We start from the raw sequence: 26,758 nt of genomic DNA on the forward strand, positions 1-26,758 counted from the left end.
GAACCAAGCGAAGACATTCGCGCGGTAGCTGGAAAAGCGTACAAATTTAGAGTGCCAGAAATACTGGGATGAATAGGGTACCGAGAAAAGTTTGACACAAACAAAATAACGTTAACCGTTGCATTCAACCCCGATTTTTGTTATTGTAAATTTATATTTGTGTTTAACGGGCATTTTCCGTTGATCGCGGGAAATGCTTTTCGTATGCATAAGATTTAAATGAGATTTATGTTTAATACGAACCTACGTTACTGGCTATTTTCTACATCTTTGTTGCTTAGTCTCTTAGACAACGGAGAAATATGGGAAATAGTCTAAGCATAAAGAGTTGAAAAAGAAGGAGCTAATTATCATTACTATGAATTTTAACGAATTAGGACTTACGAACGAAGTTTTAAAAGCAGTTCAAGAAATGGGCTTTACGACTGCATCACCCATTCAAGCTCAAGCGATTCCACTTGTTCGTCGCGGGCAAGATGTGATTGGACAAGCACAGACAGGAACTGGAAAAACAGCAGCTTTTGGAATCCCACTAATTGAAAAAATTGATTCTACCAAAAGAAACCCTCAAGGCTTAGTCATTGCACCCACACGGGAATTAGCAGTGCAGGTGGCTAATGAACTTAATAATATTGGTAAATACAAGCATATTCACGCCATGGCGGTTTATGGTGGAGAAGATATTGGTCGACAAATTCGTGGCTTGAAAAAACATCCACAAATCATTACGGCTACACCAGGGCGATTGCTGGACCACATTAATAGAAAAACAATTCATTTAGATCAAGTGCATACGGTTATTTTGGATGAAGCCGATGAAATGTTAAACATGGGTTTCATTGACGACATTAAGAAAATTCTTAATCAAGTTCCGACGGAAAGACAAACACTTTTGTTCTCAGCAACGATGCCACCGGCCATTCGCAACCTTGCTGACCAATTTATGAAAAATCCAGATGAAGTTAAAATCAAGGCAAAAACCTTAACAGTAGATCGTATTGACCAGCATTTTGTCGAGCTCAAGGAACGTCAAAAATTTGAAGTATTTCTCCGTTTGATCGACATTCAATCCCCTGAGCGTGCCATTGTATTTGGTCGGACAAAGCGCCGGGTTGATGAGCTTGCTTCTGGGTTGAGAAGGCTTGGCTACAAGGCGCGCGGATTGCACGGTGATCTTACGCAAGCGAAACGCGACCAAGTCATGGATGACTTTAAAAACCATCGAGTAGCCATTCTTGTGGCTACGGATGTTGCGGCTCGTGGGCTTGATATCAGCGATGTCAGCCATGTTTACAATTTCGATATGCCACAAGATCCAGAAAGCTATGTTCACCGCATTGGTCGAACAGGACGTGCAGGGAAGAGGGGCGAAGCGATTACCTTTGTCATCACTTCCGAGAAGCAACACTTATTCATGATAGAAAAAACGATTAAGAAGAAAATTGAACGCATGCCCATTCCTTCTCAGGAGGATGCAGCGGATGCAAGACGACAGGAAACCACAGAGGAATTACTAAAGGTACTCAATAGAGGAACAAACAGTAATTACCGTGAATTAGCTGAGAAGCTGCTTGAAGAGCATGATGCAGTAGACATCATTGCTGCTGCGTTGAAACAGTTAACCAATGAGCCTGAATTGCGCAAAGTTAAATTAACTGATGAAAAGCCGTTACAATCCAAAAGCTTTCAGGGAAGAAGAAGACGCGCACCACGTCACCCGCGCCAGCAACATCACAAAGGCGGGCGCCCACAACAGCGTCGTCATCATAGCCAGCCACGTGCAAAAAAACAGTAGGCTATTCACATTCAAAAAAGCCATCGGAGCTATCGATGGCTTTTTATTTATGCTTTAAGCAAAGAAAATCGAGCTTAAAAGCATGCTCGGTCCTTGTCCTTAGTATAGAGCATCATCCAATATGAAAGAGCCTTCATTGCCTGGTCAAGTGGATGGGAGCGCAAGGCGCGAGATTCGGAACACTCTAACATCGTATGTTCCTCAGGCGCCGCTAACTCATGATGCGGAGACTAGAGTCGGCTGCGAGAAGTGGAAGATCGCTAAGACCTTAGCAGTGCGAAGGCGCGAGGGGCTTACCACTCCTCCGCAGAAAGCGAGCGACCTGGAGCGGAAATCCGCACCGTCCTCATGATCAGAAATTTTATACTTTCTTTTCTTTTAAAAAAAGTAAAGCATATACTTGTTTTTTAGTAGAGGGATGGAATTTATTGCTAAGGCTTTATGGTTGAAATTATCTGAATAGATGTTATAATTAGAGAAAAGGCAAGGGGGCATTACAAATGAGATCAGAACGTTCCCATGAGCAGTCTATACCAGCTAATCAAGGCGCTAAAACCAATGAAAAGCTTGTCTCCATTGATAAAGATTATGCGCAAATGGTTTTAGATTCCATCTATATTAATGCATCGAAAGAAAGATTGCATAGCCTCATTGATAAAGCACTTGATCAGCGTGATCGTGAAGCCTTCATGAAGTACAGTGATGCGTATCGTCAGTTAAATAAATGATAAGAGTAAAAGGGGTTACGAGAGAGATTTATTTGCCGGAACCTACACAATGCAATGATGTACAGACAGTTAAAATGAAATGAGAAACCTATAAATATAAAACCTCATCGCTGTTTCTGCGATGAGGTTTTTATGCATGGCTAATTTAATTGATCAAGAAGGGCTTTATATTGGTTGATAAGTGTTTGATCACTTTGTAAGGCTTCAAGCCGTTGTTCATAAATAGTTGTCAAAGCATTTTTATTCTGTTCATCAATAGCAGTGATGGTCTTATACCATTGTTGTTCGTAATGGTCACTGACCTTGCTCATGTTTTCATCAATAATCCTATCAATTGCTTTATCAAGCTGCTTCCTCAGTGCCTCGCGGAAGAGCTTTTGTCCATCCCCTTCAAAAAATTGCTTTGGATTTTTATAGTGTTTAAAGACGTCTTGATAAGCGGTAATGCTCATTTCTTTTAAAGAAGCAACAATCTCTGCGCTCGTCCATTCTCTTTTATTAAGCCCTTGAAGCGGCCAGCCTTTACCAATGCTGCTCAACTGATGAGCAAGAAGCGTTTGTCTCTCTTTAGCTAAGCGATCAAGCACTGATTCAATGCGGATGAACGTTGCACGACCTTCCTGATCAAGGTCAAAGGATAAAAATTGGATGCATTCTTCCAAACAGCCAGTGAGCAATGCTTTCTTAGAACCACTCGCATTTTTTTGTAAAACTGCAGGATTGAAAAAACGCGTAAAGGTATCAAGATAGCGCTGCATCACACGTTTTTTAACATAAAAATAATAATCTTTAATCTCTTGTTTAAGCCGTTCTGTATACGACGCTATATGATCCCTTGCCAATAAAGCTTGGATGTCCGTGAATTCTGCTTGGATATTCTGCTGACGTAAACGTCTCTCATTTTCATCCAAAGAAGCCGAATCTAACACCTCATGAATGATGGTTTTAACCTGTTGTATTTCATGGTTTCCTTGCGTTACGATTTGGCCTTTTAAATCGTTTTGGATATAGTGCATCCATTCTTGATAAAAGGCTTGGAAGCCAGAAGGATCATTACTATTATCTGCTTGTTCACTAAAGACGACGCCTTCTTGCTTTGCTTGCAAGACCAAATGACTTGAAACACCAAATAATCTTGGTTGGCGAATGCCAAAGCTTAGCAAGCGATCTTCAACATAGTTTTTTACATCCTCAACCTCTTGGGGATCACGCGCTAAGTCAATCGCATTGACAAGGAAGAACATCTTATCTAATTCAAAGGCATCCTTCACACGTCCAAGTTGAATAAGAAATTCTTCATCGGCGCGGGAAAAGGCATGATTATAATAAGTGACATATAAAATGGCATCAGCATTCTTAATATAATGAAACGCCGCTTCGGTGTGACGAGCATTGATGGAATCAGCCCCTGGCGTATCTACTAAGATTAAGCCTTGACGCGTGATGTCACAATTATAGTAGATAGAGGCCGTCTCTACAAAGCAAGCTTTTGTTTCATCTGCAATAAATTCTTGGGCTTCATCTAATGAAACGGTAAGTGTTGTACCAAGATGAGCGGCAACTGCTTGCCAGCCGCGGGCAGCAGCTAATAAAAAGGTGAGGTGCTCATGTTCTTTTTCGGACAGTTTGTTAATGACATTATTTATATCCTCTAATCGTTCAACCGCAAGATGAAATGGCGCCAAAGCCTCATTGATTTCTCCTAATAATGCTGCTTCCGTTTTTAGCTTAATATGAGCTGTTTTATGTGGATGGTCTGCATCTACAGGCAAAATGCGATTGATTGTCGCCGTTGTTGGATGTGGCGAGACAGGGAGGACCTGTTCACCCAATAAACTATTAGCGAAAGACGATTTCCCCGCGCTAAAAGCACCAAATAGGGCAATCGTAAATGTTTGATGCGCTAAGCGATCGGCTTTGTTTTCTAGATTAGTGACAAAGGCTTCAAAACCATGAACGGCCTTTAGAGCTTGAGAGAAGCGTGCAAATTGCTCCGACCAATGGTTGATTTGATCTTGATCAACCTGTATATCAGTGATTTTCTCTTGCTCAACTACAGGCACTGCTTTTGCCTCAACATCCAGGAGTGGAGAGAGCGTCTCTTGTCTTTTGGTCTTGAATGAGTCAGGAAGCTGCTCCGTCGTCCAAATTGGCAGTTCGGCAATCGCTGCTTTGACTTGTTCAATGCTTTCAGTAGAGAACAAGTCGTGTGACTCCGAAAGCGTATCAAGCTGTTCAAAGTAATGCTGTTGCTCCTGGGAGAGGGTTTCATAGCGCGATGCGGCATCAAATTGGTCTTGTAGCTGCGCCACTTGGTCATCGATCTGCTGTAAGTGGTCTGCAAGCTGTGGAGTGATGATGCCTTCAATTTGCTGGAGCGCCTCTTGAACAAGTCGGCGAAAGGTTTTTTTAATGTCCTCAGCTACGTCTTCTGTATATCGTAATAGATAATCTCCTGATAAGGTCGCACCGCTGTGAATGAGCTCCACGAGTCGCTCGCGTTTTAATGAAAAACTGATGCCTAATATAATGGCTTGTACGGCTTCTTGCTTCCCTATAAGCGTTTCGATTTCTTGACTTAAAGTATCGGTCGTCTGCAAGCGTAGGGTATTGACATGGTCAGATAAATGCTTAAAAAAGATGTCAAGCCGTTCTAGGCGCGCTTTTTCCACCTTTTGCTTTGTTGAAAACATTCCCACTTTAAACTTGGGCTGATAGGCTTCTAAAAAGCTTCTGGCAGCTTCGCGCGTTTCATAGGGCATGAGAATGGCACTATTAATGGTTTGGTTCGTCTTTTTTACAACAGCTTGGGTCCAATTTTCTTTTGCGTCTACTGCCGCTTCCTTCTGTTGCTGCAGGTCGACATAAGTCGTGTTGAGTTGGCGGATATCTGTATCCATTAACCGGTCTTTATAAGCATCCATCTCCCTTTTGTGCGTGTTGATCCACCACTGTTTGTGAGTATCAATGAGATGCTGAATAAGCGCATCATCCACTGCATCCGCAGGCTGACCATTATGTTGTAGTTCTTGTAAAAGTGTTTTAAGCTGAGCGATATCGTTACGACTTGAAGCAGGCTCTACGATCGAGACATAATGGAGGCTTAAAGGAGAGAGTCCCCATGAAGCCAATCCCTCTTCAACCTTTTTCTTGTAATCGACTAGGCGGATCTCAGACTCCTTATGTTTATCCATTTGTGTAACAATAATGTGGAACGGTTTATTTAATGCCTGTATGCTCTTTAGAAAATGGAAATTGTCAGCCGCCTGCATGTGATTGTAATCTGCCACATAAAAAATGACATCGGCAAGCTGCACTGCTTCTTCAGTCGCTGCTTGATGGGCAGGATCGGTAGAGTCAATCCCAGGCGTATCCATTAATCCCCAATAAGGCGGAAAGTCCGCTAATGTTTTGACACGAATTTCTGATACCTCAGCGCCATTTTTAGCATGTTGTTTGATGACTTTTAAATCGTAGGGAGGAGTAAAGCTTACAAGCCGGCCATCCCAAAAGACGATCTGTATCTCCGGAGTGCCATGAGAGATTGACACCAAGTTGGCACTTGTTGGAATTGGGCTGGTCGGTAATAAGTCCTCTTGCATAAGCGTGTTGAGGAGACTTGACTTGCCGGCGGAGAAGTGACCGCAGAAGCAAACATCAAAGCGTCTAGCCTCATGCTTTTTCAAAAGATTAAAGGTTTGTCGAGCGCGTAAGGCGTCGCCATGTTTGTTGAATAGCTCATAGAGTGAGAGCAGTGTATCTTCATTCTTAAACGTTATTCCTGATGTATCCTTCACAATCATCACCTAAATTTATCAAAATGTTGTATGAATCATTCACCACTTAATGATCTTTTCGATTTCTTAATTGGCCACTCCGCTAAAAGCATACCACATACAATCAACGTTGCGCCGATTTTAGCAGAAAGATTCATAGATTCATGTTGCCAAATTGTCGCCGTTAGACCTGCAAACACAGGCTCCATGATAAAGATAATGCCCACATGAGTAGGGGAGGTAAAGCGCTGTAGGCTCGTTTGTAAAAAATAAGCACAAGCTGTTGCAAATAGCGCAGTAAATAAACAAGCAAAGAGCACGGGCGACTGAGCAAAAGGAGCCAAAGAAAAGGTCTTTGTTATACCATCGAAGCCTGTACCGCTTATTAAGCTTAAGACAGAGACGGTCACAAGCTGCACGATGGTGAGGTGGGCGCTTGAAAAAGACCGTGTGACTTTATCAGTCAAAACGATGTGAAGACCAAATGCCAAGGCGCATATGAAGGCGAGTAGGTCTCCTTGATTAATGACAACGGATTTTAACATGGCTAATAGATAAAGGCCAACCGTCGAAAAAACTACTCCAATTATAGCAGTCCACTTTGGTGTGTGTCTAAGGATCACCCATGCGAATAAAGGGACAAGAACGACGCTTAACCCAGTGATAAAAGCCATTTTAGAGGAGCTTGTATAGAGTAAGCCGATGGTTTGCGTGGCATAGCCAATGAAAAGGAGCACACCAAGCAGGATCCCATTAAGCACCAATGCCCAAGAAAGCCTTGTTCTGTTTTTAGAAAACAGCCTATAGCCAATATATAAAAATAAGGCAGCAATAAGAAAACGCCAACCGTTGAAGGCGAGGGGTGGAATAACAGCAATCGCATCTTGGACAACCACGAAGGTTGTTCCCCATATGAAGGCTACAGCTAATAATCCCAAATCTGCGAACCATTTTCTTTGCATGTCATTCCCTCCGTTTTTGCTGTTGGATGGCTTTTTGAATGGCCGAGCGCGCTAAATGATCTGCCTTCTTATTTTCAGCACTTGGAATCCATTTGATAAAAAATAAAGAAAAGTGTGATTTGAGCTTAAGCACTTCATCCAAGTAGGCCTGAAAGCTTTTATTTTTAACATATTCTTTTTCTACTGCACGCTCAACCAGCTGAGAATCCGTTCGCACAGAGATCGCTTGGTAGTGCTTATCTATACAAATATGCATCGCCGTAATCAAGGCCTGAAATTCAGCGTGGTGGTTCGTTGTTGAGCCAAGCGGAAGGGCTATTTCCTCGGTCTGTCCACGCTCAAGCTTGATAAGTATGCCAATGCCCGATGGACCAGGATTTCCGGCGCTTGCTCCATCAATATAGACTTCGATCACCATTCTATCTCCTTTAAATTCATCTCTTTGTTACCATAGGTCTTTTACAAGAATACAACAAGGGCTAACAAGATGGAAGGACTAAGTGACAACAAAGAGTCTCCCAAAGCTCCTTCATCATTTTAAGAAGTGTCTGGTTGCTCCTGAACGAAGCTTGTTTTCTTTGTTCAAGCTTCTTTTATCCTTTATAATGATTAAGAAGAAAATAATTTGCCTAAATACATAGAAAAATGCTTAATTAACTATTGGAGGTCTCGCATGGTACAACAACAGCTATCGGATATTGACATTGCCCAATCAACTGAGCTACTTCCTATTCAAACCATTGCCCAGCAGCTAAATCTGAAAGCAGATCAGTATGAATGTTATGGAAGACATAAAGCCAAGGTCTCTATAGATGTCCTAAAAGATTTACAGCATCAAAAGCCTGGTCATATCGTCCTCGTGACTTCTATTAACCCGACCGCAAGTGGCGAAGGCAAATCAACGCTCACGGTAGGGTTGGGACAAGCGCTTAATAAAATTGGAAAAAATGCGGTAATTGCCTTAAGAGAGCCCTCCTTGGGTCCAGTAATGGGGATGAAGGGGGGTGCAGCAGGTGGCGGTTATTCGCAAATACTGCCAATGGAGGACATCAACTTACATTTCACAGGTGACCTACATGCTATAACATCTGCACATAATTTGTTGGCAGCCTTAATCGATAATCATATCCATCAAGGTAATTCTCTTCACATTGATCCACAACGCATCGTCTGGAAACGCGTTTTGGATCTCAATGATCGCGCGCTTCGGCAAATGGTGATTGGGTTAGGAGGCCCCGCTAATGGCACTCCTAGAGAGGACGGGTTTGACATCACCGTTGCTTCAGAAATCATGGCCATTCTGTGTCTCGCGATGGATCTTGAAGATTTAAAAGCGCGTTTAAGCCGCATTGTTATTGCCTATAGTGATAACAAGGAACCCATTACAGTGAAGGATCTCGGTGCTGAAGGGGCTTTAACGGTCTTATTAAAGGATGCGATTCACCCCAACCTAGTGCAAACCATTGAACATACGCCTGCCTTTGTTCATGGGGGACCGTTTGCCAATATCGCCCATGGCTGTAGCAGTTTAGTGGCAACAATGATGGCGGCTAAGCTCGCTGATTATTGTGTCACAGAGGCTGGATTTGGTGCCGATTTGGGGGCTGAAAAGTTTTTAGACATTAAAATGCGAACAGGTGACCTCAAACCCAGTGCTGTGGTCATCGTAGCAACGGTCAGAGCTTTAAAAATGCATGGTGGTGTGGCAAAGTCTGATTTACAAAAAGAAAATCTTGAGGCGCTCCAGCAAGGGGTTGCCAATTTGAAAAAGCATATGGAGACAATTTCTCATTATGGGCTTCCTTATGTGATCGCCATTAATCGCTTTACAACCGACACGGAAGCAGAGCTTGCTTTCCTGATTGATTGGTGCAAAGCCAACGGGGCTAGGGCTGAGTTAGCCAATGTTTGGGAGGAAGGGGGACAGGGCGGTATCGCGCTCGCTGAAGCTGTGGTTGCGGCCATTGATCAAGAGAGCAATGCCTTCCAACCGTTATATGCTCTTCATGATTCCATTGAAGAAAAAATAAATCAAATCGTTAAAAAGGTTTATGGAGGCGGCCGCATTGAATTTTCGGCAACAGCCAAAAAGCAGTTGCAAGCCATTGCTGCACATGGATGGGAGCATTTACCTATCTGTATTGCCAAGACACAATATTCTTTATCTGACGATCCGACCAAGGTTGGTAGACCCGAAGGATTTACCATCCATATTCGTGAGCTCGTTCCTCGTATAGGGGCAGGGTTTATCGTTGTTATGACAGGGAGCATTTTAACGATGCCAGGGCTCCCAAAACAACCTGCAACTTTGAATATAGGGTTGAATGCAGATGGACAAGTGGAAGGATTATTTTAAGGACGGAGCTACATGAAATATGTTGGCAATTTTGCACGCATTTTGGTTAAAATGAGAAAGAGTCCCTTGCATTTGAGTTGATTCTTAGCCTATAAAAGTGGTATTGTATGACCAAAGTCCTTATTAAGGAGTGGATAGTGATGTCAATGGCTTATGAAGAATATATGCGTGAAATCGTTAAACCCATGCGTGCGGAATTAACCGATGCTGGCTTTGCAGAATTAAGAACACCAGAAGCCGTGGATGATTATATGGCAACAGCTGCAGGAACCACACTTGTATTTGTGAATTCCGTTTGCGGATGCGCCGCAGGTCTTGCGCGGCCGGCAGCTGTCAATGCATTGCAGCAGAGTGACCTCAAACCCGATCATTTGGTGACAGTGTTTGCAGGGCAGGATCGTGAAGCAACGGCTCAGATGAGAGATTATTTTGATGGATTTGAACCGTCATCACCATCTATGGCACTTCTTAAAGGAAAAGAAGTGGTTCACTTTATTCCTCGTGAAGAAATAGAGGATGAGGAAGTAGAAGATATCATTCAAAATCTTGTTGAGGCTTTTAAACAACACTGCTAAACACGTTTATATTTAAACGCCAAGGCCTCCTTGGCGTTTTTTCTTGCCCTTTACTATCAAATATATAGCTTTTGCTGATGTTCTTTAAAGGTGATTGTAGGAGGACAAAGCAAAGCGGTGCGGTGCAAGTTAAGTGCTCTAATCGCGGAGACATCATGCTGAAGAATGCCATGCAGCTGCTCTCTTTGCAGGAATATATTTTAAGAAATAGGAGTGGATGCCCCATCTTATCAAAAGAAGTAAAGGAAGCGATTATTGAGAAATTGCAAAGCTATTTTTATAGTGAACGCGGTGAAGAATTAGGGTTAATTGGTGCGGAGAATTTATATGATTTTTTCATTAAGGAGTTTGCGCCATATGTTTACAATGAGGCCCTCTTAGACGCACGGAATGTTGCTGAACGGCAGATGGAATCTTTAAATGAAGAATTATATGTTTTAGAAAAAACAATCAAGCACAATCGATAAAAAGTGTGTTATTATAATAATTTGGGAGGTATCAACTATGACAAAACCATATCGTGTACTACTTTATTATAAATATGCACACATTGATAATCCAGAAGAATATACAGCTCAGCATCTTGCCTTCTGTAAGGCGTTAGAACTCAAAGGAAGAATTCTTGTTTCAGCCGAAGGGATTAACGGCACAGTGTCTGGAACGTTCGACCAGACAGAACGTTATATGGACGAGCTTAAAAATGATCCCCGTTTTGCAGGCATTGAGTTCAAAATTGATGAAGCGGATGACCATGCGTTTAAAAAAATGTTTGTTCGTTATAAGCCAGAACTCGTTTCTTTGAAACTTGAGGAGGATGTCAATCCCAACGAACTTACTGGGAAGCATCTTGAGCCAAAGGAATTTCTTGAAGCCATGCAGGATGAGGATGTCATCATTATTGATGCTCGTAATGATTATGAACATCAAATCGGTCATTTCCGTAATGCTTTGTTACCTAATATCCACGCCTTTCGTGATCTTCCAAAATGGATTCAGGAGAATCTAGCTGATAAAAAAGATAAGAAAATCCTCACGTATTGTACAGGTGGGATTCGCTGTGAAAAGTTCACAGGCTATTTGCTTAAAGAAGGCTTCAAGGATGTGAGCCAGCTTCATGGCGGCATTGTTGAGTATGGCAAAGATCCCGAGGTAAAGGGAAAATATTATGATGGAAAGTGCTATGTCTTTGATAGCCGAATCGCCGTTCCGGTTAATCGCACCGAGGAAGATGTGATTGTTGGACAATGCTATTATTGTGGCAAGGCAGAGGATCGCTTAGTGAACTGCGCGAATCCAGAGTGCAATCGCCAGCATATTTGCTGCGAAGAATGTGAAGTGAAGTACGAGCGTTCTTGTAGTAAAGAATGTCGTGAACATCCTCACAACCGCTATAGAATGGCACAAAATGCTTAAAAAGAGAGACCGCTTATACGTCTCTCTTTTTAATACCATCAGAATTTAGCACTTGGCTGACACTTATAAAGGGAGACAGTATAAGCTCAGGTGACTTCGGCCTTTTGATGTGTAATCGCCAAGTGGCAAAGACTAAGTTTTTTTAGTTCAGTACATAACAATATTTGGGAGGGGTTTGATGGTAGAGCATTTATTTTTACGTCATGAGCATGAGCGGAAATTATATGAGAAGGCTAAGGCACTTGCCGAACAGTTCTCTAAAGACGCTGCAGAAAATGACCGCACCTCACAGTTTCCCTTTGGGCATTTTGAAAAGCTGAAGGAAGAAGGCGTGACTTCCTATACGGTTCCGCGTGAATTTGGCGGAGAAGAGATTTCCGTAACAGAACTTGTTATTTTACAGGAACAGCTTGGTCAAGGAGACCCCGCGACAGCATTAAGCTTAGGCTGGCATTTAGGTGTGGTAATGGACCTTGCAGACCGTCGATCCTGGGCTCCGGAGAGGTTCCAAGAGTTTTGCGAGGGGTTAGTCAAGCAGAAGCAGCTTATGAATCGTGTGATGACTGAGCCCAAAACAGGGAGTCCAACGCGAGGAGGTAAACCGCAAACCACGGCCAAAAAGCTGGAAAAGGGTTGGGTTTTAAATGGAAAGAAGACCTTTTCCACACTATCCGCTTTCGCTGATTGGTTTTTGGTGACCGCTTCTATAGAGGGGCGGGAAGAGGTGGGCTGGTTTCTCGTCCATCGAAAGGAAGAAGGCGTTTCGGTTAATAAGACGTGGGATACGCTTGGCATGAGAGCAACACGGAGTGACGATGTATTATTCAATCAAGTGCACATAGGTGAAGAAGCGCTTGTCGAAATCATTACGAAAGAAAAAACCGAGCAAGCGTTACCTCCTGCCTGGCTCCTGCATATTCCGGCTTGTTATCTTGGGATTGCCTTGGCTGCTCGCCGGGATGTGATTCAATTTGCCGAAACCTATAAGCCAAATAGTTTGGATTTTGCCATTAAAGATGTTCCAAGAGTAAGAGATCGAGTGGGCGAAATTGAACATCATCTGCTTCAAGCTCGTCATGTCCTGTATAATGTTGCCAGACAATGGGATGAATGCCCAGAGCAACGACAAGCTCTTGGACCATCTTTGGCAGTAGCAAAAACCGTAGCATTAGAAGCTGCATCCCAAGTGGTTGATATCGCCATGCGCATTGTTGGAGGAACAAGCCTTAACCGTTCCTTACCTTTTGAACGCTACTATCGCGATGTAAGAGCAGGCTTATTTAATCCTCCAACCGAAGACTCTGTCCTTGCCATGCTTGCTAAACAAGCTTTTAATGAGTGATGGGCATCGAGATCAGCCGATATATGAGACGCGTGTACTGAGTCGGACTTTACTAAACGGGTAAAGTCGGTTGTGGAATTTGAATAAAGCTTTGCGAGAGGTAGGCAAGTCTTTCGACGACGATGCGAGTTGCTCTAGGCATGAGGTAAGCATCAATCGTGGCGCCTGGCCTTCTCGCTTTATTTAATTGTGTGACAAAATAATCATGATCACCGATGCCAACCCCATGACCATAATAGCGTCCGTTAGGAAGAACAATGACATTTTCGCCTTGAAAGGCCATATGGTTTGGGCTCACTTGCGGGTTTTTGAAATACCGAACATCCCCTGGGATATCCCCTTGCTGAACCGGTTCAATAGTGAGAGGGAGATTCGGAACATCCTGCCAATCCCACAAGTAGAGATGAGCATAGAGTGTATTAAAAAGCTCTTCGCCAATGCTGAGTAATATCCCGTGAAGGAGAACGATTTCCATCGCTGTGGCACATTCAAATCCATAGGTGCTGCCATTGTTAAAAATATCTTGAAGCCCTGTGCTAGGCTGTGTATTATTTTTTAGCTGTAGTCCGCCCATTTCTGTTATTTCCCAGTAATTAGGGTTGCCCTTTGTTCGATAAAAGGTTTCAAAGTCGGCCCCGCTTTTTGCAAGTGTTAGAGCAGAATCAATAATATGTGATCTTAAAGTCACTGCTAAACGAAAGACGAGTTCACTGCTAAAAAGATAAACCTCACCATTGTTAACCATGCTAGAGATGATCTCTTGGCTATGATTTAAAGCGGGAGCGAGCTGCTGCGCTTGACTTATTGTAAGGCGCTGCCCTTGGATAACAAGCATATGACTGATCACTCCTCCTTCGATGATATTAATGACAGCAAGGACGGTAGATGCGATGCTCATCCAAATGCGCTGATAATGGTTGTTTTATCCACTCTCGCCATTTGCTGCGATTTTCCTTGCGATAATGCGCGGAGGTCGTGGATAAGCGTTCTTGGACGTCTAGGCTAAGCTGTGCGAAGCTTTGTGCCTTGTCAAATTCTTGATGTGACAGTGGTGAAATGTATTGACCAGTCTGACAATGGATGGCTTTGCCAAGATATTTAGCCCCATAATGAATGACAAAAGGGACAGGATCATGATTGGTATCATTCGTTTCGCCAGTGAAAAGCAAGTATTGATGATGCTCTTCATACCAATCTTCTATCGTTTCAATAGCCACTTCTGGAGAGGTAGAACGAACATTTGGAATAAAATGTAAAATTCTTTGAGCGAAGCGGCGTTCCTTTGGTGATGCGTATAAATACCGCGCAACATATAATAGCCATTCACATTGGGGCGAATCATAGAGTAGCTGTAGGAGATAATGGTGCTGCGCGCTGTTTCGATAGCGATGAAACAATAATTCGACAAGCTGAGCCATATGGCCTTCTTTATAAAAGTGATAGAGATGGGTACACGCATGGTCGATGACATATAAAAAATCATTATTTAATAAAGTTGCACTGCCAGATTCAATCATCCATGAATAACATTGGACATGGTTATCATAGGTTTCGAGATCTGACATTGGCAGATCTAATATCGGTGGAGCAGTCAAATTTAAATTTAACACTTTTTCGATGTGCAGTAACGCAATGCGGTTACGAATCGATAGCTCCTCAATTTCTTTGACGTCATCTTTTAAAACAAATAAACTTGGGAAATCAAGAAACGGATCATTGAGTTTTTCGTAGGCTTCTTTAGGCTTTCGGGAGACTTCTTCGATCCATTTTTGCCGGAGTGCTTCTGGGCCTTCTTCCGAAAATACGCGATTAAATAAATGGCGCTGTCTCAATGTGAATGCCTCCAATTTACAAACATCGTTATCTCAACACTATGATTGAACCTGCCTATTCATGCTTTTGAAGAGGAAAGCACTGGACTTAAGCTTTGTCATGTAAAAATGCAGTGATACGCGCTTCCAGATCACTTGTTTCATAAGATCTAAAAAGTTGAGAAGCTAAGCGAACGGGATCACCAAAAAAGAACCTTTCATACAATTCCTGACGGCCGCCAAAGGCGCTTAAGGATACATCCCAGGCTAAGCGAAAGAGCCGCACCTTCTCTTCGCCATTTTGTGTAGATGATTGTAAGTAGTGGCGCAAATCAGTTCCAGCCTGGGACTGGAAATCGCTCTCTGTAGGGATCGAGACGAGCCCACTAGCACCTATAAGTTTAATGATTTCGATCATGCGTGGGTAGAGCTTCGTATAATAAAGGATGCCGGCCTGAAGTGGGTTTGCATTAGGTGTAAGAATGCCCCAGCGGTTGAGTTGTGCCTCTTTTTCAGACGCATAGATTAAGCCCTTCATCACTTCAAGACCGACGACCACCTCTGAGACTTTTTCATGAATATGCTGATATTCACTAATATTGATCGATTGAATCATCTGTTTCATAATGCCAAGTAAACTCTCGATTTTAACGATGTTTTTACTGATGACAACATGGGTGGTCTGTGAAAAAAAGCCACTCTCTGGATATAAGCGATTATTAGCGGTGATGCTTCCATATAAAAAGACACGCTCCCAAGGCACAAGGACATGGTCAAAAACAACGATCGTATCCATTTCTTCAAATCGACTGCTGAGTGGATGATCATAGTGAGAGTCACCACCAACAAAGGAGTCCCGACAATAATAGGTGACGCCTTCGGTATTGGTCGGTATGGCAAAGGCATAGGCCATCGGTTCTGCCGTCTTCATTTGCGGCAAACGCGCTCCTGATGGAAACACAAGGAGTTCATCTGTTGTTACCCCTTGGGTTGCAAGAAGTCTTGCCCCATGAACAATGATGCCATGGGAGTTTTCATCAATGACCCGCGCTGCTATGACTGGGGCGTCTTGATCTTCCAAATAAAATTGTGAACGATTGACTTGAGGCAAGATAAAGGTATGTGTGAGCGATAAATCATTTTCACGGACATATTCATAATAATTCCTCATATTTTCAGCCCGTTGTGGTGCGTCTTCCTTCAAAATATCAGCTGATGTACCAAGAGCCATGATCGTGGTATTCATATAATCTGGTGAACGACCAAGCATGCCAAGGGAAAGCTTTGCCCATTCCTGTATGGCTTTGCGCCGCTTTTCAAGATCTGCGGGCGTTTTGGGAGCCAGATACGTCGTTCCAATAGCGTGGCCCGTTGTGTCGGATGGCCATGAGAATAGCTCCTGATAATCAGGATCACATTGCAGATCGTAAAGCTTTGCCTGTGACCGCAGCAGCCCTTTGAAAGCAACGTGCTCTGAGAGCTTGCTTGTTATGCGTTCGCCGCGAAACCAGACGTTTGGTTTTAAAGCATTGATACGCGCAATATATTGTTTGCCGTTAATCATGAGATACCCCCACTTTCTGATACTCCTACGTTTCTCTCTACCAAAGTTACTGTAAAATTTGATATACTACTAAGAAGTAATGAAAGGAGATGCCTATGAAAGCTCAATTTAGTATTGGCGATATCATTAAAGTAAGAAGTAAGACGGGCGAATACGTTGCTAAGCTTCTTGAATATAGGAATGAACAGATGGCAGTTGCTGAGACATTAGCTGTTTTGAAGCATCCAACTCAAGGCGATTTACATCAGCCCAATGAAGTGAATGTGCCGTTATTCCATCAAAGAAGAGCGCATGCGTTTCACGAAAAGGTTGTGGTGAATCGAAGCGCTATGTCTGCTTATACAGGAGAAGTACCAAATTATGAGCAATCATTAAAGCAAGCCCTTCAAGATAAAATGGCCCAACTGCAGACAAGACAGGATTCTTGGGCCGAAAAGTCTTATGCTCTTTTACAAGAGCTAGAACAAGAATACTTTCATTAACAGTATGTTATATGAATCAAAGGGCGTAATTATTATTAAAAGGATCGGAGAGTGAAGCTTTTGAAACAATATTTAGCTCTATGCGAACGCATTCTACAAGAAGGCAACGAAAAAGGGGACAGGACGGGGACGGGAACCCTAAGTGTATTCGGTCATCAAATGCGTTTTGATTTACAGGAAGGTTTTCCGCTTTTAACGACAAAAAAACTACATATCAAGTCAATCATTTATGAGCTTTTATGGTTTCTAAGAGGGGATACCAATGTGGCTTATCTCCAGGAACACGGTGTGCGTATTTGGAATGAATGGGCAGATGAGAAGGGCGATCTTGGTCCCGTATATGGGCATCAATGGCGCTCATGGCCTGGTAAGCATGGGGAGACGATCGATCAAATTGCCAATGTTGTTGATATGATCAAAAATAATCCTAATTCACGGCGCCTCATCGTAACGGCCTGGAACCCTGCTGATGTTCCAGATATGGCTTTGCCCCCGTGTCATTGTCTGTTCCAATTTTATGTTAATGATGGAAAGTTATCGTGTCAGCTGTATCAACGTAGCGCCGACGTGTTTCTTGGTGTGCCATTTAACATTGCCTCCTATGCCTTACTCACGCATATGATTGCCCATAGTGCTGGTCTAGAAGTTGGCGAATTTGTTCATACTTTAGGAGATGCTCACATTTACCTCAATCATCTGGATCAGGTGAAGCTGCAATTAGAAAGGGAGCCCCGCCCTTTACCACAGCTGAAGATCCAACGTGAGGTTTCCTCCATTTTTGATTATCAATTTGAGGACTTTGTGATTGACAATTATCATCCACATCCTCATATTAAGGGACAGGTTTCTGTATGATGGCTTTTCTTGTAGCGATGGATCGCAATGGGCTCATTGGTAAGGAGAACGCATTACCATGGCATCTACCTGCTGATCTCCGCTATTTTAAGCGTGTGACGATGGGGCATCCCATCGTCATGGGACGGAAGACATTTGAGTCCATTGGCAAGCCGCTTCCAGGGCGTCAAAACATCATTTTAACGCATAACACCGAATATAGCGCTGAGGGCTGTAAGGTTTTTCATCATCCTGAGGAAATCATGATGTATTTAACTGACACGCCTTTATGGTTTGTGATTGGCGGGGCAGGGGTGTTCAAAAGTTTTTCACCCTTTGTGGATCAGCTTTATCTTACGAGGATTCATGCTGAATTTACAGGGGACACCTATTTTGATTTTAATCCAGCTGACTGGCAGCTTGTCTCTAAAAAAATGGGGACAGTAGATGATCAAAACCGTTATCCGCATGAGTTTTTGATTTATAATAAATCGCTTAAACGGGAAGAAGATTAACGGAAAGAGTGAGCACTGAAATCGAACGACAATATTGTAAAATATTCCGCATACTACGAAGCTCAGTCCTTCTTAGTATGATTGGTGCTTCTTATAAGGAGGATCGACCAAAACCATCACACGTGATTAAGGGACTTGGGTTAAGTGCGAACGTCCTTCAAGGAACTTTGGCTAAAACTGTCACATCACCATGTAGCAATGTCGAAGCCAGCACGTCCTATGCGTCGAACGTCGACCTCCCTGCATCATGCAGGCATGCGAAAAGCAAGGACAAGGAGTGAAAACCAACAGCAGAAATTGTAAAATCATCACACACCGTCACTTTTCAGTGGTCTTCATAGAAGGCCCAACTTTTTGGGGTTAAAGGTTTTCTTCCATTTTCTATTCAAGCTTTCTCTACCCCCTCTTTTATCATTTTGCACCTCCTGAATGAACCTCTCATATTTCCATCTATTTTCTCTTATTGATTTTGGACTTTCATGCACATCGCCGTATTTAGTGGGTTTGTCCTTATCACACAAATTCCTACCCTGCATAATCTGATAAAAAGCGTGTAGCGCATGGATGGAGTGATAAGTGTGTTAAGTGCGTTGTTGATCCTCACTATGTATGGTCTAGTAGGAAGTATTTTTTCTCTTCTCATCCTTGGCGTTCGGAATGAAGCTTTGGTAAGCGATAGGCAACAGTGGGGCTGGTTATTTTGCACATTGTTAGTGTTATGGCTGCCGCTAGCGATTTTAAGCTTGATCATTGGTCCATTTGTTAAATCGGTATCTGTTGATTCACATATTTAAGGAGAGTACCGCTTGAGTTTGTTCATGCCATTTGCTGAGGGGAAGATGAGCCATGCAGAAGGTACAAGAACGATACATGCAAAGTATTTGCAGCTCGCACCCATCCGAGGATATCCTTTATCACTTGGGGGAATTAAAAAAAGTTTATACTGTCGAGCGCTTGACGCTGAGTAGAAAACAACAGTTGATGAATCAACTAAAGCACGGCGCATTTGCCGAAGAAACATTTACTTTTTTGATGGACCCGATTCATCCTGAAGGGGTTCAAGGGCTGATTGTTAATTCATTAGGAGTAGGCTTTGTGGACCAGTCGCTTTTTAATGAGCTACATTCAGCCATCCCTTGTCAAACTGCCGAGTTAGAGTGGCGGAAAGGGAAGAGCCTGGACGATGAGAGTATCGACTTGTTCTTAGCTGAAAAAAAATTCTGTATGGATCAAGCGAGTGAGAAGCTGTTCAAAGCACGTGAGTACTTAGACTTTATCAAACAAATTTACCAAGCCTCCATAAATCAAGAAGCATTAAATCTTCTTTTAAAAGACATTGTTTATGAGCTATTTTCAATCAAAGATGTGAAGCTTCAAGCCTGTCAAGGGGTGGCTATAAGTTATTTTGGTTCTAATAACCGTGCGAGATATCAGCACATGTTCCAATGGTCAAGGGAATCGATTCAGCGCTATATTATTTTAAAAGGCTTTTCTGGAACAGGGAAAACAAAAATTTTAAAGGCATTGGCTGTTTTGGCGATAGCAGCCCGCCTATCTGTTGAGCTTTACCGTTGTCCTTTTTATCCTGAAAGTCTTGACGCAGTGGTCATTCCTGAATTAAAAACAGCGATTATTGATGGGTCAGAACCTCATTCTATTGAACCGGTTCATCCGAATGATCGCCATTATGTATTAGAAGAACAATGTGTTAATGAAGAAACGCTCTATTCATTTGCAATGGAACTAAAGGAAGCCAACATGCACTATAAAAAGTATATGCATGACGCCCAGTTTTTTTTACAAGAAGCGAAAAATATGCATGAGCAAGCCGAATATATTTTGAACCGTTCACAAAGGACCTGGTTAGATCAAGTAATAGAAGATTGGGAGAAGCTTGTTGGAGACATTGAAAAATAAGCAGGACTGACCCTGATACTCAGAGTCAGTCCTTTTTAAGATCAATCTTCAAGGGGCTTGACGCTTTCTGTGCCGGTGAGGCTAGCGATCATATGGACTAATAAATCAATTTCTTGTTCCATATCTTGTAAGCTGATGGTTTCAACTGGAGAGTGCATATAGCGCAAGGGAAGTGAGACTAAAGCTATGGGTACCCCTTTTCCTGTCAATCGCATGCGATCAGCGTCTGTTCCGGTATTGCGGGGAGTGAGCTCATACTGGACTTGCAAATTCAATTCTGCAGCCGATTTTTCTAACAGTTTATTGACCTTAAGATTAATGGGAGCTCCTTTTGCAAGGACAGGACCACCATCGAGCTTCACCTCAGCAAGCTTACCATCATTAGCACCGGGATAGTCTGTGGCGAAGGTGACATCACAAGCAAGGGCAAAGGTCGGTTGCACATGGGCAGCGGCAAAATAGGCTCCGCCTAAATTGGTTTCCTCATTCACTGTACTCACAGCGTATACACCAACTTTAGGATGTACTTCTGACAGCTTACGTAATACTTCAGCAACGATAAAGGCTCCTGTGCGGTTGTCTAGGCCTCGTCCTGTTAAGCGATTGTTTTCAAGAATTTCAGGGGTGCGTTTATAGACGGCTAGATCACCAATTTGGACATGCTGTTCCATTTCCTCTTTGGATTTTGCGCCACAATCTATGTATAAATCATCAAAATCAAAATCATCTTTTATGCCGCCATGGTGTTCAGCGTTCGCTCCGATTACGCCTGTTAATGCCTTGCCGTATCCGAGGATGTGTACTTTCATACCGATGGCGGGCTTCGCACCGATACCACCCACTTTTTCTACACGTAAAAATCCGTTGTCATCAATCTGCTTAATGGCCATGGCAATCTCATCACAATGCCCCGCAAGCAGCACCTTAAAGTTCGCATCTGGATTAAGGGCGGCAATCACATTTCCAGAACCATCCGTTTCTATGTGATCAGCGAAGGGTTTGACGTATTCCATCCACTTTTTTTGTATAGCCACCTCTTGACCAGAGGGGGATGGTGTTTTTAGTAAATCGAGTAAAAAGTGTTGATTCAATGTGAATTCCTCCTTAAGATGAAACTATGTAGAGTATAGAAATTAGCGCTTGTTTAGGGTAAAATAATTGTAGCGTTTTGATCGTGAGTATTTCCCCTAACAATACTTTATCACATGTTATAATAAATATATAATGTTTCTATAGATAGAGTGTGCTCACCAGATGTACAATGGATCGAATCAAAACCACAGCGTTGTTAAAGGTTAGTATGATTAAGCTTGGAAAAATGGTGTCCACCTTTTACATTCAAGCAATATATACCCCATGCATTACAGGGATTTTTTACTACTTCTTAAAGAGATGTTCGTCTTCAATTTCATTTATTTCATAGAGTGTTAAATTCATTGGGGGACTATTGATGGACCACTTGGATAAATCACATCCGCATATCACAAAAGAACAAGAGCTTGAAAACTATTTTATATACACCAAATATTTTCCGGAAATGATTTCTCGTCATCACATTAAAAGTGGGGAAATTCGTTATGTTTCTCCATCTTCAGAGCATTTATTGAAATATTTCCCTCAGGATCTGCATGGTCAATCCTTCTATCAATATATCCACCCTGATGATAGAGAACAGGTCAAAGAACAACTTTGTCATCCCTTTCAGTCTTCGGGTAAGGTGACTTATAAACTGAGAAGACAATCGGGGGAATATGTGTGGGTAGAGAGTATTTATAAGAAAAAAATTGAAGGTGTTTCAAATTCAATCTCAGAGGATGAATGTTTTTGTATTACACGAAATATCACGGATTATAAGATGGCGGAAGAAGAGCTGAAAGAGGAAGAAGACAAATATCGCACACTTGTTCAGCATTCTAATGAAACCATCGGCATGATGTCCGCTGAGGGATTTTGGATTTTTATTAATGAAAGTGGCAAACGGTTACTAGGAATAACACAGCCTCGGGAAGTGATTGGGTGTTCCATTTTTGACTTCGTCCATGCTTCCCAGCGGGAACATGTGTACAATGTCTTTCAAGAAAATAGGGGATCACGCCATGCCTTTAAGTTAAATAATATTACCATTGTTCGGACAGATAAGGAAACACGCCAAACAGAGATCGATATTATTCCGACGAATTATAAGCATAGGCGCACCTTGCAGGTCGTTATTACCGATATCACTGAACGCATGAAGACAGAAGAACTATTGCAACAAACGGAAAAGTTATCGGTTATCGGGCACTTAGCTGCCGGTATTGCCCATGAAATTCGCAATCCTTTAACATCGATCAGGGGATTTACACAGCTGTTGAAAAATAATATCGATGAGAAATATTCCTCCATCATTATGCAGGAGCTTGATCGCATTGAAACCATTGTTGGGGATTTGTTAGTTTTAGCGAAGCCCGAAGTGATAGCAAAAGAAGAGGTTGACCTTATTCACTTGATGAAACGGATGATTTCTCTCCTGCAATCGCAGGCCATTATTAATAATATTTATATTGAGTTTGACCATGAGAATGAGTCCCTTCTCTTTGAGTGTGAACCTAATAAGATCCGGCAGGTTTTTATTAATATCATTAAGAATTCAATCGATGCGATGGAAGCGTCAGGCGGGTCGATTTATATCACACAAAAGATCAATAGAGATGGAGCTATTGAAATCCAAATTAAAGATGAGGGGAATGGCATTCCTGAGGAAAGATTGGAGAAGATCGGTGAACCCTTTTATAGCACGAAGGAAAAAGGGACAGGTCTTGGGCTTATGATTTGTGATCGTATTGTCAAAAGTCATGGCGGAACGCTGTCTATTCATAGCACGGTTGGTAAGGGAACAACCATCACCATTACCTTTCCATTTTCTCAGTAATGTTTGAGAGACTGCTCTGGAGTCATTTGGTGGTGTTAGGGAATTATCGCTGCTTTTTGTACAATCAAAAGGTATAAAAGCTTTGCTAGCACTATTTAAGGATGCTCGTATCCATTTAAACTTTCGACTTTCACCACCTGAAACTTGCGGACATCCTTAAGTGCATGATTATTTTATAATTATGTCTGGCTGAGCTGAGTGAAAGCAATGGGTGAAATCGTCTGTTGACAGAACAAAAGATTTTTCTTAGTATAGGGACAATACTATTTAATATCGTTGAAAAAGAGAGTAATTATTTGGCGATCTATAGCGAATCAGGGATGGTGGAAGCCTGTTGATCAAGAAATAATGAAGCGGACTTTGGAGATGCATTATTGAACAAGACAGTTTAGTAGATAATGCCGGCTAACGTCGTTATGCGTTGAAAGCAGGTCTTTTTGGACAATAAGAGTGGTACCGCGGACAACTCAGCCCGTCTCTATTATAGAGGCGGGCTTTTTGCACGATTAGAAAGGGTAAACCTTTGCTGGACATTGATTGCCAGCGTGACTGGAGGCGTCATGATGAAAACCTATACGGAACGCTATGCAGAGACTTTAACACAGAAACTTGAGCCCTCTTTATCAAAAGAAGCGATCATTTCGCTTATAGAAGTACCAAAGCATCGTGGACATGGTGATCTGGCATTTCCATGCTTTCAATTGGCGAAAGAGTGGAAGCGATCCCCACAAGCGATAGCAAAGACTTTAGCTGTACAGTTGAATGACCCACTTTTTACAAGCTTCCAAGCCGCTGGACCTTATATTAATGCCTTTCTGAATCGAGAGGTCGTTGCTCAAGAAACCCTCACGGAGATTTTGCAGAAGGAAGAGGATTATGGGGCGCATGATTTTGGTGAGGGTCAGGTCATTGTGTTAGATCTCTCTTCGCCGAATATTGCTAAACCTTTTTCCATGGGGCACCTGCGTTCGACTGTAATTGGTAATGCCATTGCCCAATTGGCGGAGAAATGTGGATTTGAGACCGTTCGTTTGAATTATATTGGAGATTGGGGAACACAATTTGGAAAGCTGATCGCAGCCTATAAGCGTTGGGGAAATGAGGAAGCTGTTAAACGCGCCCCTATAGCTGAATTGTTTAAGCTTTATACGCGTTTTCATACCGAGGCTGTTCAGCTTCCAGAATTAGAGGATGAAGGGCGTTATTGGTTTAAAGAGCTTGAGGCTGGAAATGAGGAAGCTTTAAGCTTGTGGCGTTGGTTTAGAGAGGAGTCTATCCAAGCCTTTAATGCCATTTATTCTTTACTTGGTGTAAGGTTCGATTCACTGAATGGAGAAGCCTTCTACAATGATAAAATGGAACCGGTTGTCACTGAATTGCAGGAAAAAGACCTATTGGAAGAGTCTGATGGAGCACGGGTTGTTCGTTTAGAGGCATCTATCCCACCGGCCCTGATTAAAAAGAAAGACGGTGCCACCTTATACGTTACTCGCGATCTGGCTTCTGCACTGTACAGAAAGCAGCATTATCATTTTGATTATTCATTTTATGTTGCAGGCAATGAGCAAACTCTGCATTTCAACCAGCTTATTCAAGTATTAAAAAAAATGGGGTACTGCTGGGCAGAGACGATGGAGCACATTCCTTTTGGCATGATATTAAAAGAGGGAAAAAAGATGTCGACGCGCCAAGGAAAAGTTGTGTTTTTAGAACAAGTATTAGCAGATATCATCCAACAGGCAGTCCAAAATATTCGTGAAAAAAATCCTGAATTATTAGATCAAGAACGTGTGGCAGAGCAGGTGGGGGTTGGGGCAGTGATATATCACGACCTCAAGCACCATCGTCAAAATGATGTGGAGTTTTCTTACGATGACATGCTGAGGTTTGAAGGGAATACGGGGCCTTATTTGCAATACACTCATGCACGAGCGCTTTCGATTTTAAGAAAGAGCAAGCTCTCTAAGCCTGTCTACAAAGAAGGGGCTACTGTTACCGATCAAATGTGGGAGCTCATCACACAGCTCACTTATTTTCCTGGACATATCGCAGATGCTTTTGAGTGGCGTGACCCTTCACTTCTTGCAAAGTCTATTTATAAAATTGCTCAGTGTTTTAACCACTATTACGCACACACGCGCATACTAGTGGGAGGAGATCAGGAACAAAAAATTGCCTTAACAAAAGCAACGGCCATTGTCATTAAAGAGGGCCTAAGATTACTCGGCATACAGGCGCCAGAAGAAATGTGAAAAGAAGTGATTCTTCAATTCATCGAATTAAAATGTGGCATGTGCCTTCCACGCGTGCCCTTCATTTTTTTTATGTGATGCATATGATGCAGTAAGACAGCTATTACTATGTCCTCTAGTCCTCTAACTTAAAGCACCTGAAATCAGCATGACTGAAAGGAGAGAAGAGGATGTCTGCACAATATTACTACACACATTGTCAAAAACACATTAACCATCCTGTCGAAATTCGTACCCATGATGGAGTTCTCCATCACGGTATTGTCCATTCCGTTGATCAAACACATGTCTATCTTCGTCCGTTTGATGGCGCACCTGGCCCACAAGGACCAGGCCTATTTGCTTTCGGAGCTTTTGCAGGAGGATTTTTAGGCGGCTTAACTGGGGTAGCATTAGGGAACATTGCTTTTTTTAGGCCCTATCCGTTTTTCTACTAATCTATAAGGCTATAAAAGTCGACCATTAGGTGGTCAGAGAATCCCCAGTGTTTTTTGGGGGACTCTGGCCATTTTTTAAAAGATCGGAAAGTATAAAATTTCTGGTCATGAGTACAGTGCGGATTTCCACTCCAGGCGCTCGCTTTCCACGGGGGAGTGGTAAGCCTTTTCGCACCTTCGCGCTGCTAAGGTCTTACCGATCTCCCATTTCCCGCAGGACTCTAGTCTCCGCATCATGAGTTAGTGTCGCCCGAGGAACACATGATTTTAGAGTGTTTCGAATCTCGCGCCTTGCGTTCCCATCCACTTGACCAGGCAATGAAGCCTCTTTCATATTGGATGATGCTCTATACTAAGGACAAGGACCAGGTATACTCTTCGCCCGGTTTTTCTTAGCTATAGATTGACCAATGACATCAAAGGTGTTTCAAAACGATGAGGACTAAGCTTGTACACGTATGCCTTTGGTTTTGAGCTTTTTTCACATTTGCCTATGTAAATACTTACTTGTTTTGCCGCTGCACTCAAGCGTAAGTTAAGCGGTATAGCGAAAGCTACTTTATTTCCTTCAATGGTTTATCTTAGTAAGGATGTTTTATAATGGTAGAATAAAAGCCATTCCTAAAAGGAATGGCGTTGAATTTTTAATTAATACACGTATGCCGTTCCAACGATAATCAACAATATAAATAAGACGACGATTAAAGCAAAGCCTGCTCCACCGCCAAAGCCTACTCCATCTGTTCCATAACTCATAATTTATCAACTCCTTATCGGTGATACGTTATCTTATGCATGTCGTACCAACAATGTTATTCAATGATGGCCTACTCCTTTTTTTTCGGAAAATTTGCAGTTTATTCGTATTTATAGTATGATAATAAGTAATATAACGAGAAGAGGTGAAAGGATCGATGAAATTATCCGTTGTTTTGCAAATGGTTTGTGCGTGAGTACGGGAGAAGTCTGCCCTTTTTTAAGCACTTACCAACTGCAAGCAACGGAACGTCTCGATTTCCTTTCACAGCTTTAACGGATGTTTTAGAGAAGGGCAAAGTCGGCGGGCTTTGCCTTTTTTAATGACTGCC

23 protein-coding genes and 1 other annotated feature are annotated in these 26,758 nt (G+C 42.5%); of the genes, 15 read left to right on the forward strand and 8 right to left on the reverse strand.

All coding sequences use genetic code 11. The features are described from left to right. Positions 1–358: 358 nt before the first annotated feature. Both cshA and IEW82_RS08590 read left to right on the forward strand, forming a co-directional pair. Positions 359–1,795, forward strand: a complete 1,437-nt coding sequence (gene cshA / locus IEW82_RS08585; protein ID WP_188692380.1) for a degradosome RNA helicase CshA — start codon at positions 359–361, stop codon at positions 1,793–1,795. A gap of 500 nt (positions 1,796–2,295) precedes the next feature. Then, the gene (locus tag IEW82_RS08590) at positions 2,296–2,523 is read left to right on the forward strand and encodes an IDEAL domain-containing protein (RefSeq protein ID WP_188692383.1); all 228 of its coding nucleotides are present in this window, start codon (positions 2,296–2,298) and stop codon (positions 2,521–2,523) included. Positions 2,524–2,663: 140 nt separating this feature from the next. Here the strand turns inward: IEW82_RS08590 and IEW82_RS08595 are convergent, their stop codons facing one another. The 3 genes from IEW82_RS08595 to IEW82_RS08605 are packed head-to-tail and all read right to left on the reverse strand — an operon-like array spanning position 2,664 to position 7,679. After that, entirely contained in the window at positions 2,664–6,320 is a 3,657-nt protein-coding gene (locus IEW82_RS08595) for a dynamin family protein (RefSeq protein WP_188692386.1), read from the reverse strand. A gap of 35 nt (positions 6,321–6,355) precedes the next feature. After that, a complete protein-coding gene (locus IEW82_RS08600; protein WP_188692390.1) occupies positions 6,356–7,261 on the reverse strand; it encodes a DMT family transporter in 906 nt (301 codons plus the stop codon). A gap of 1 nt (position 7,262) precedes the next feature. Beyond that, positions 7,263–7,679 (reverse strand): reverse transcriptase-like protein, encoded by a 417-nt coding sequence (locus IEW82_RS08605; protein ID WP_188692393.1) that lies wholly within the window; start codon positions 7,677–7,679, stop codon positions 7,263–7,265. A 255-nt stretch (positions 7,680–7,934) separates the two neighbouring features. On the opposite strand from IEW82_RS08605, the gene IEW82_RS08610 reads away from it, so the two are divergent. The 5 genes from IEW82_RS08610 to IEW82_RS08630 all read left to right on the forward strand — a co-directional run bounded on the left by IEW82_RS08610 (position 7,935) and on the right by IEW82_RS08630 (position 12,947). Next, positions 7,935–9,617: a formate--tetrahydrofolate ligase gene (locus tag IEW82_RS08610; RefSeq protein WP_188692398.1), complete on the forward strand. Its 1,683-nt coding sequence runs from the start codon at positions 7,935–7,937 to the stop codon at positions 9,615–9,617. Positions 9,618–9,757: 140 nt separating this feature from the next. Further along, positions 9,758–10,192, forward strand: coding sequence for a BrxA/BrxB family bacilliredoxin (locus tag IEW82_RS08615; RefSeq protein WP_188692402.1), 435 nt, complete (start codon positions 9,758–9,760; stop codon positions 10,190–10,192). Between the two features lie 155 nt (positions 10,193–10,347). Further along, positions 10,348–10,659: a DUF2164 domain-containing protein gene (locus IEW82_RS08620; protein WP_229672458.1), complete on the forward strand. Its 312-nt coding sequence runs from the start codon at positions 10,348–10,350 to the stop codon at positions 10,657–10,659. A gap of 37 nt (positions 10,660–10,696) precedes the next feature. Continuing rightward, positions 10,697–11,605 carry an oxygen-dependent tRNA uridine(34) hydroxylase TrhO gene (trhO, locus tag IEW82_RS08625; protein WP_188692407.1) on the forward strand — a complete coding sequence of 303 codons (909 nt, stop codon included), beginning with the start codon at positions 10,697–10,699 and terminating at the stop codon, positions 11,603–11,605. Positions 11,606–11,783: 178 nt separating this feature from the next. Then, entirely contained in the window at positions 11,784–12,947 is a 1,164-nt protein-coding gene (locus tag IEW82_RS08630) for an acyl-CoA dehydrogenase family protein (RefSeq protein WP_188692410.1), read from the forward strand. Positions 12,948–12,999: 52 nt separating this feature from the next. Here IEW82_RS08630 and tgl read toward each other — a convergent pair whose 3' ends face one another. The 3 genes from tgl to hpaB all read right to left on the reverse strand — a co-directional run bounded on the left by tgl (position 13,000) and on the right by hpaB (position 16,322). Then, positions 13,000–13,845 (reverse strand): spore coat transglutaminase TGL, encoded by an 846-nt coding sequence (gene tgl / locus IEW82_RS08635; RefSeq protein ID WP_229672460.1) that lies wholly within the window; start codon positions 13,843–13,845, stop codon positions 13,000–13,002. Beyond that, entirely contained in the window at positions 13,811–14,779 is a 969-nt protein-coding gene (locus IEW82_RS08640; RefSeq protein ID WP_188692417.1) for a hypothetical protein, read from the reverse strand. The genes tgl and IEW82_RS08640 overlap by 35 nt, the downstream gene beginning before the upstream one ends. An 88-nt stretch (positions 14,780–14,867) precedes the next feature. After that, positions 14,868–16,322 (reverse strand): 4-hydroxyphenylacetate 3-monooxygenase, oxygenase component, encoded by a 1,455-nt coding sequence (hpaB, locus tag IEW82_RS08645; RefSeq protein ID WP_188692420.1) that lies wholly within the window; start codon positions 16,320–16,322, stop codon positions 14,868–14,870. Positions 16,323–16,417: 95 nt separating this feature from the next. On the opposite strand from hpaB, the gene kapB reads away from it, so the two are divergent. From kapB to IEW82_RS08670, 5 genes are all read left to right on the forward strand, one after another. Continuing rightward, positions 16,418–16,804, forward strand: coding sequence for a kinase-associated lipoprotein KapB (gene kapB / locus IEW82_RS08650; protein WP_188692423.1), 387 nt, complete (start codon positions 16,418–16,420; stop codon positions 16,802–16,804). Positions 16,805–16,864: 60 nt separating this feature from the next. Next, a complete protein-coding gene (locus tag IEW82_RS08655) occupies positions 16,865–17,659 on the forward strand; it encodes a thymidylate synthase (RefSeq protein ID WP_188692426.1) in 795 nt (264 codons plus the stop codon). After that, a complete protein-coding gene (locus tag IEW82_RS08660) occupies positions 17,656–18,153 on the forward strand; it encodes a dihydrofolate reductase (RefSeq protein ID WP_188692429.1) in 498 nt (165 codons plus the stop codon). The genes IEW82_RS08655 and IEW82_RS08660 overlap by 4 nt, the downstream gene beginning before the upstream one ends. Before the next feature lie 578 nt (positions 18,154–18,731). Continuing rightward, positions 18,732–18,947, forward strand: coding sequence for a hypothetical protein (locus tag IEW82_RS08665; protein ID WP_188692431.1), 216 nt, complete (start codon positions 18,732–18,734; stop codon positions 18,945–18,947). Between the two features lie 52 nt (positions 18,948–18,999). Beyond that, positions 19,000–20,070, forward strand: a complete 1,071-nt coding sequence (locus tag IEW82_RS08670) for a hypothetical protein (protein ID WP_188692434.1) — start codon at positions 19,000–19,002, stop codon at positions 20,068–20,070. 41 nt (positions 20,071–20,111) lie between these two features. Here IEW82_RS08670 and IEW82_RS08675 read toward each other — a convergent pair whose 3' ends face one another. After that, positions 20,112–21,161, reverse strand: a complete 1,050-nt coding sequence (locus tag IEW82_RS08675; RefSeq protein ID WP_229672463.1) for a M20/M25/M40 family metallo-hydrolase — start codon at positions 21,159–21,161, stop codon at positions 20,112–20,114. A gap of 359 nt (positions 21,162–21,520) precedes the next feature. Between IEW82_RS08675 and IEW82_RS08680 the strand changes: the two genes are divergently transcribed. The 3 genes from IEW82_RS08680 (at position 21,521) to IEW82_RS08690 (ending at position 25,670) form a co-directional block, all read left to right on the forward strand. Beyond that, positions 21,521–22,981 (forward strand): ATP-binding protein, encoded by a 1,461-nt coding sequence (locus IEW82_RS08680; protein ID WP_188692437.1) that lies wholly within the window; start codon positions 21,521–21,523, stop codon positions 22,979–22,981. Between the two features lie 267 nt (positions 22,982–23,248). Next, positions 23,249–23,464 (forward strand) — a binding site (T-box leader). Positions 23,465–23,544: 80 nt separating this feature from the next. Then, positions 23,545–25,233, forward strand: a complete 1,689-nt coding sequence (gene argS, locus IEW82_RS08685) for an arginine--tRNA ligase (protein WP_188692800.1) — start codon at positions 23,545–23,547, stop codon at positions 25,231–25,233. 170 nt (positions 25,234–25,403) lie between these two features. Then, positions 25,404–25,670 (forward strand): hypothetical protein, encoded by a 267-nt coding sequence (locus tag IEW82_RS08690; RefSeq protein WP_188692440.1) that lies wholly within the window; start codon positions 25,404–25,406, stop codon positions 25,668–25,670. Positions 25,671–26,318: 648 nt separating this feature from the next. On the opposite strand, the gene IEW82_RS08695 is transcribed toward IEW82_RS08690, so the two are convergent. Next, entirely contained in the window at positions 26,319–26,426 is a 108-nt protein-coding gene (locus IEW82_RS08695; protein ID WP_188692444.1) for a YjcZ family sporulation protein, read from the reverse strand. Between the last annotated feature and the right edge of the window lie 332 nt (positions 26,427–26,758).

It is taken from the genome of Pullulanibacillus camelliae (genome assembly GCF_014642655.1).
Classification (GTDB): domain Bacteria; phylum Bacillota; class Bacilli; order Bacillales; family Sporolactobacillaceae; genus Pullulanibacillus; species Pullulanibacillus camelliae.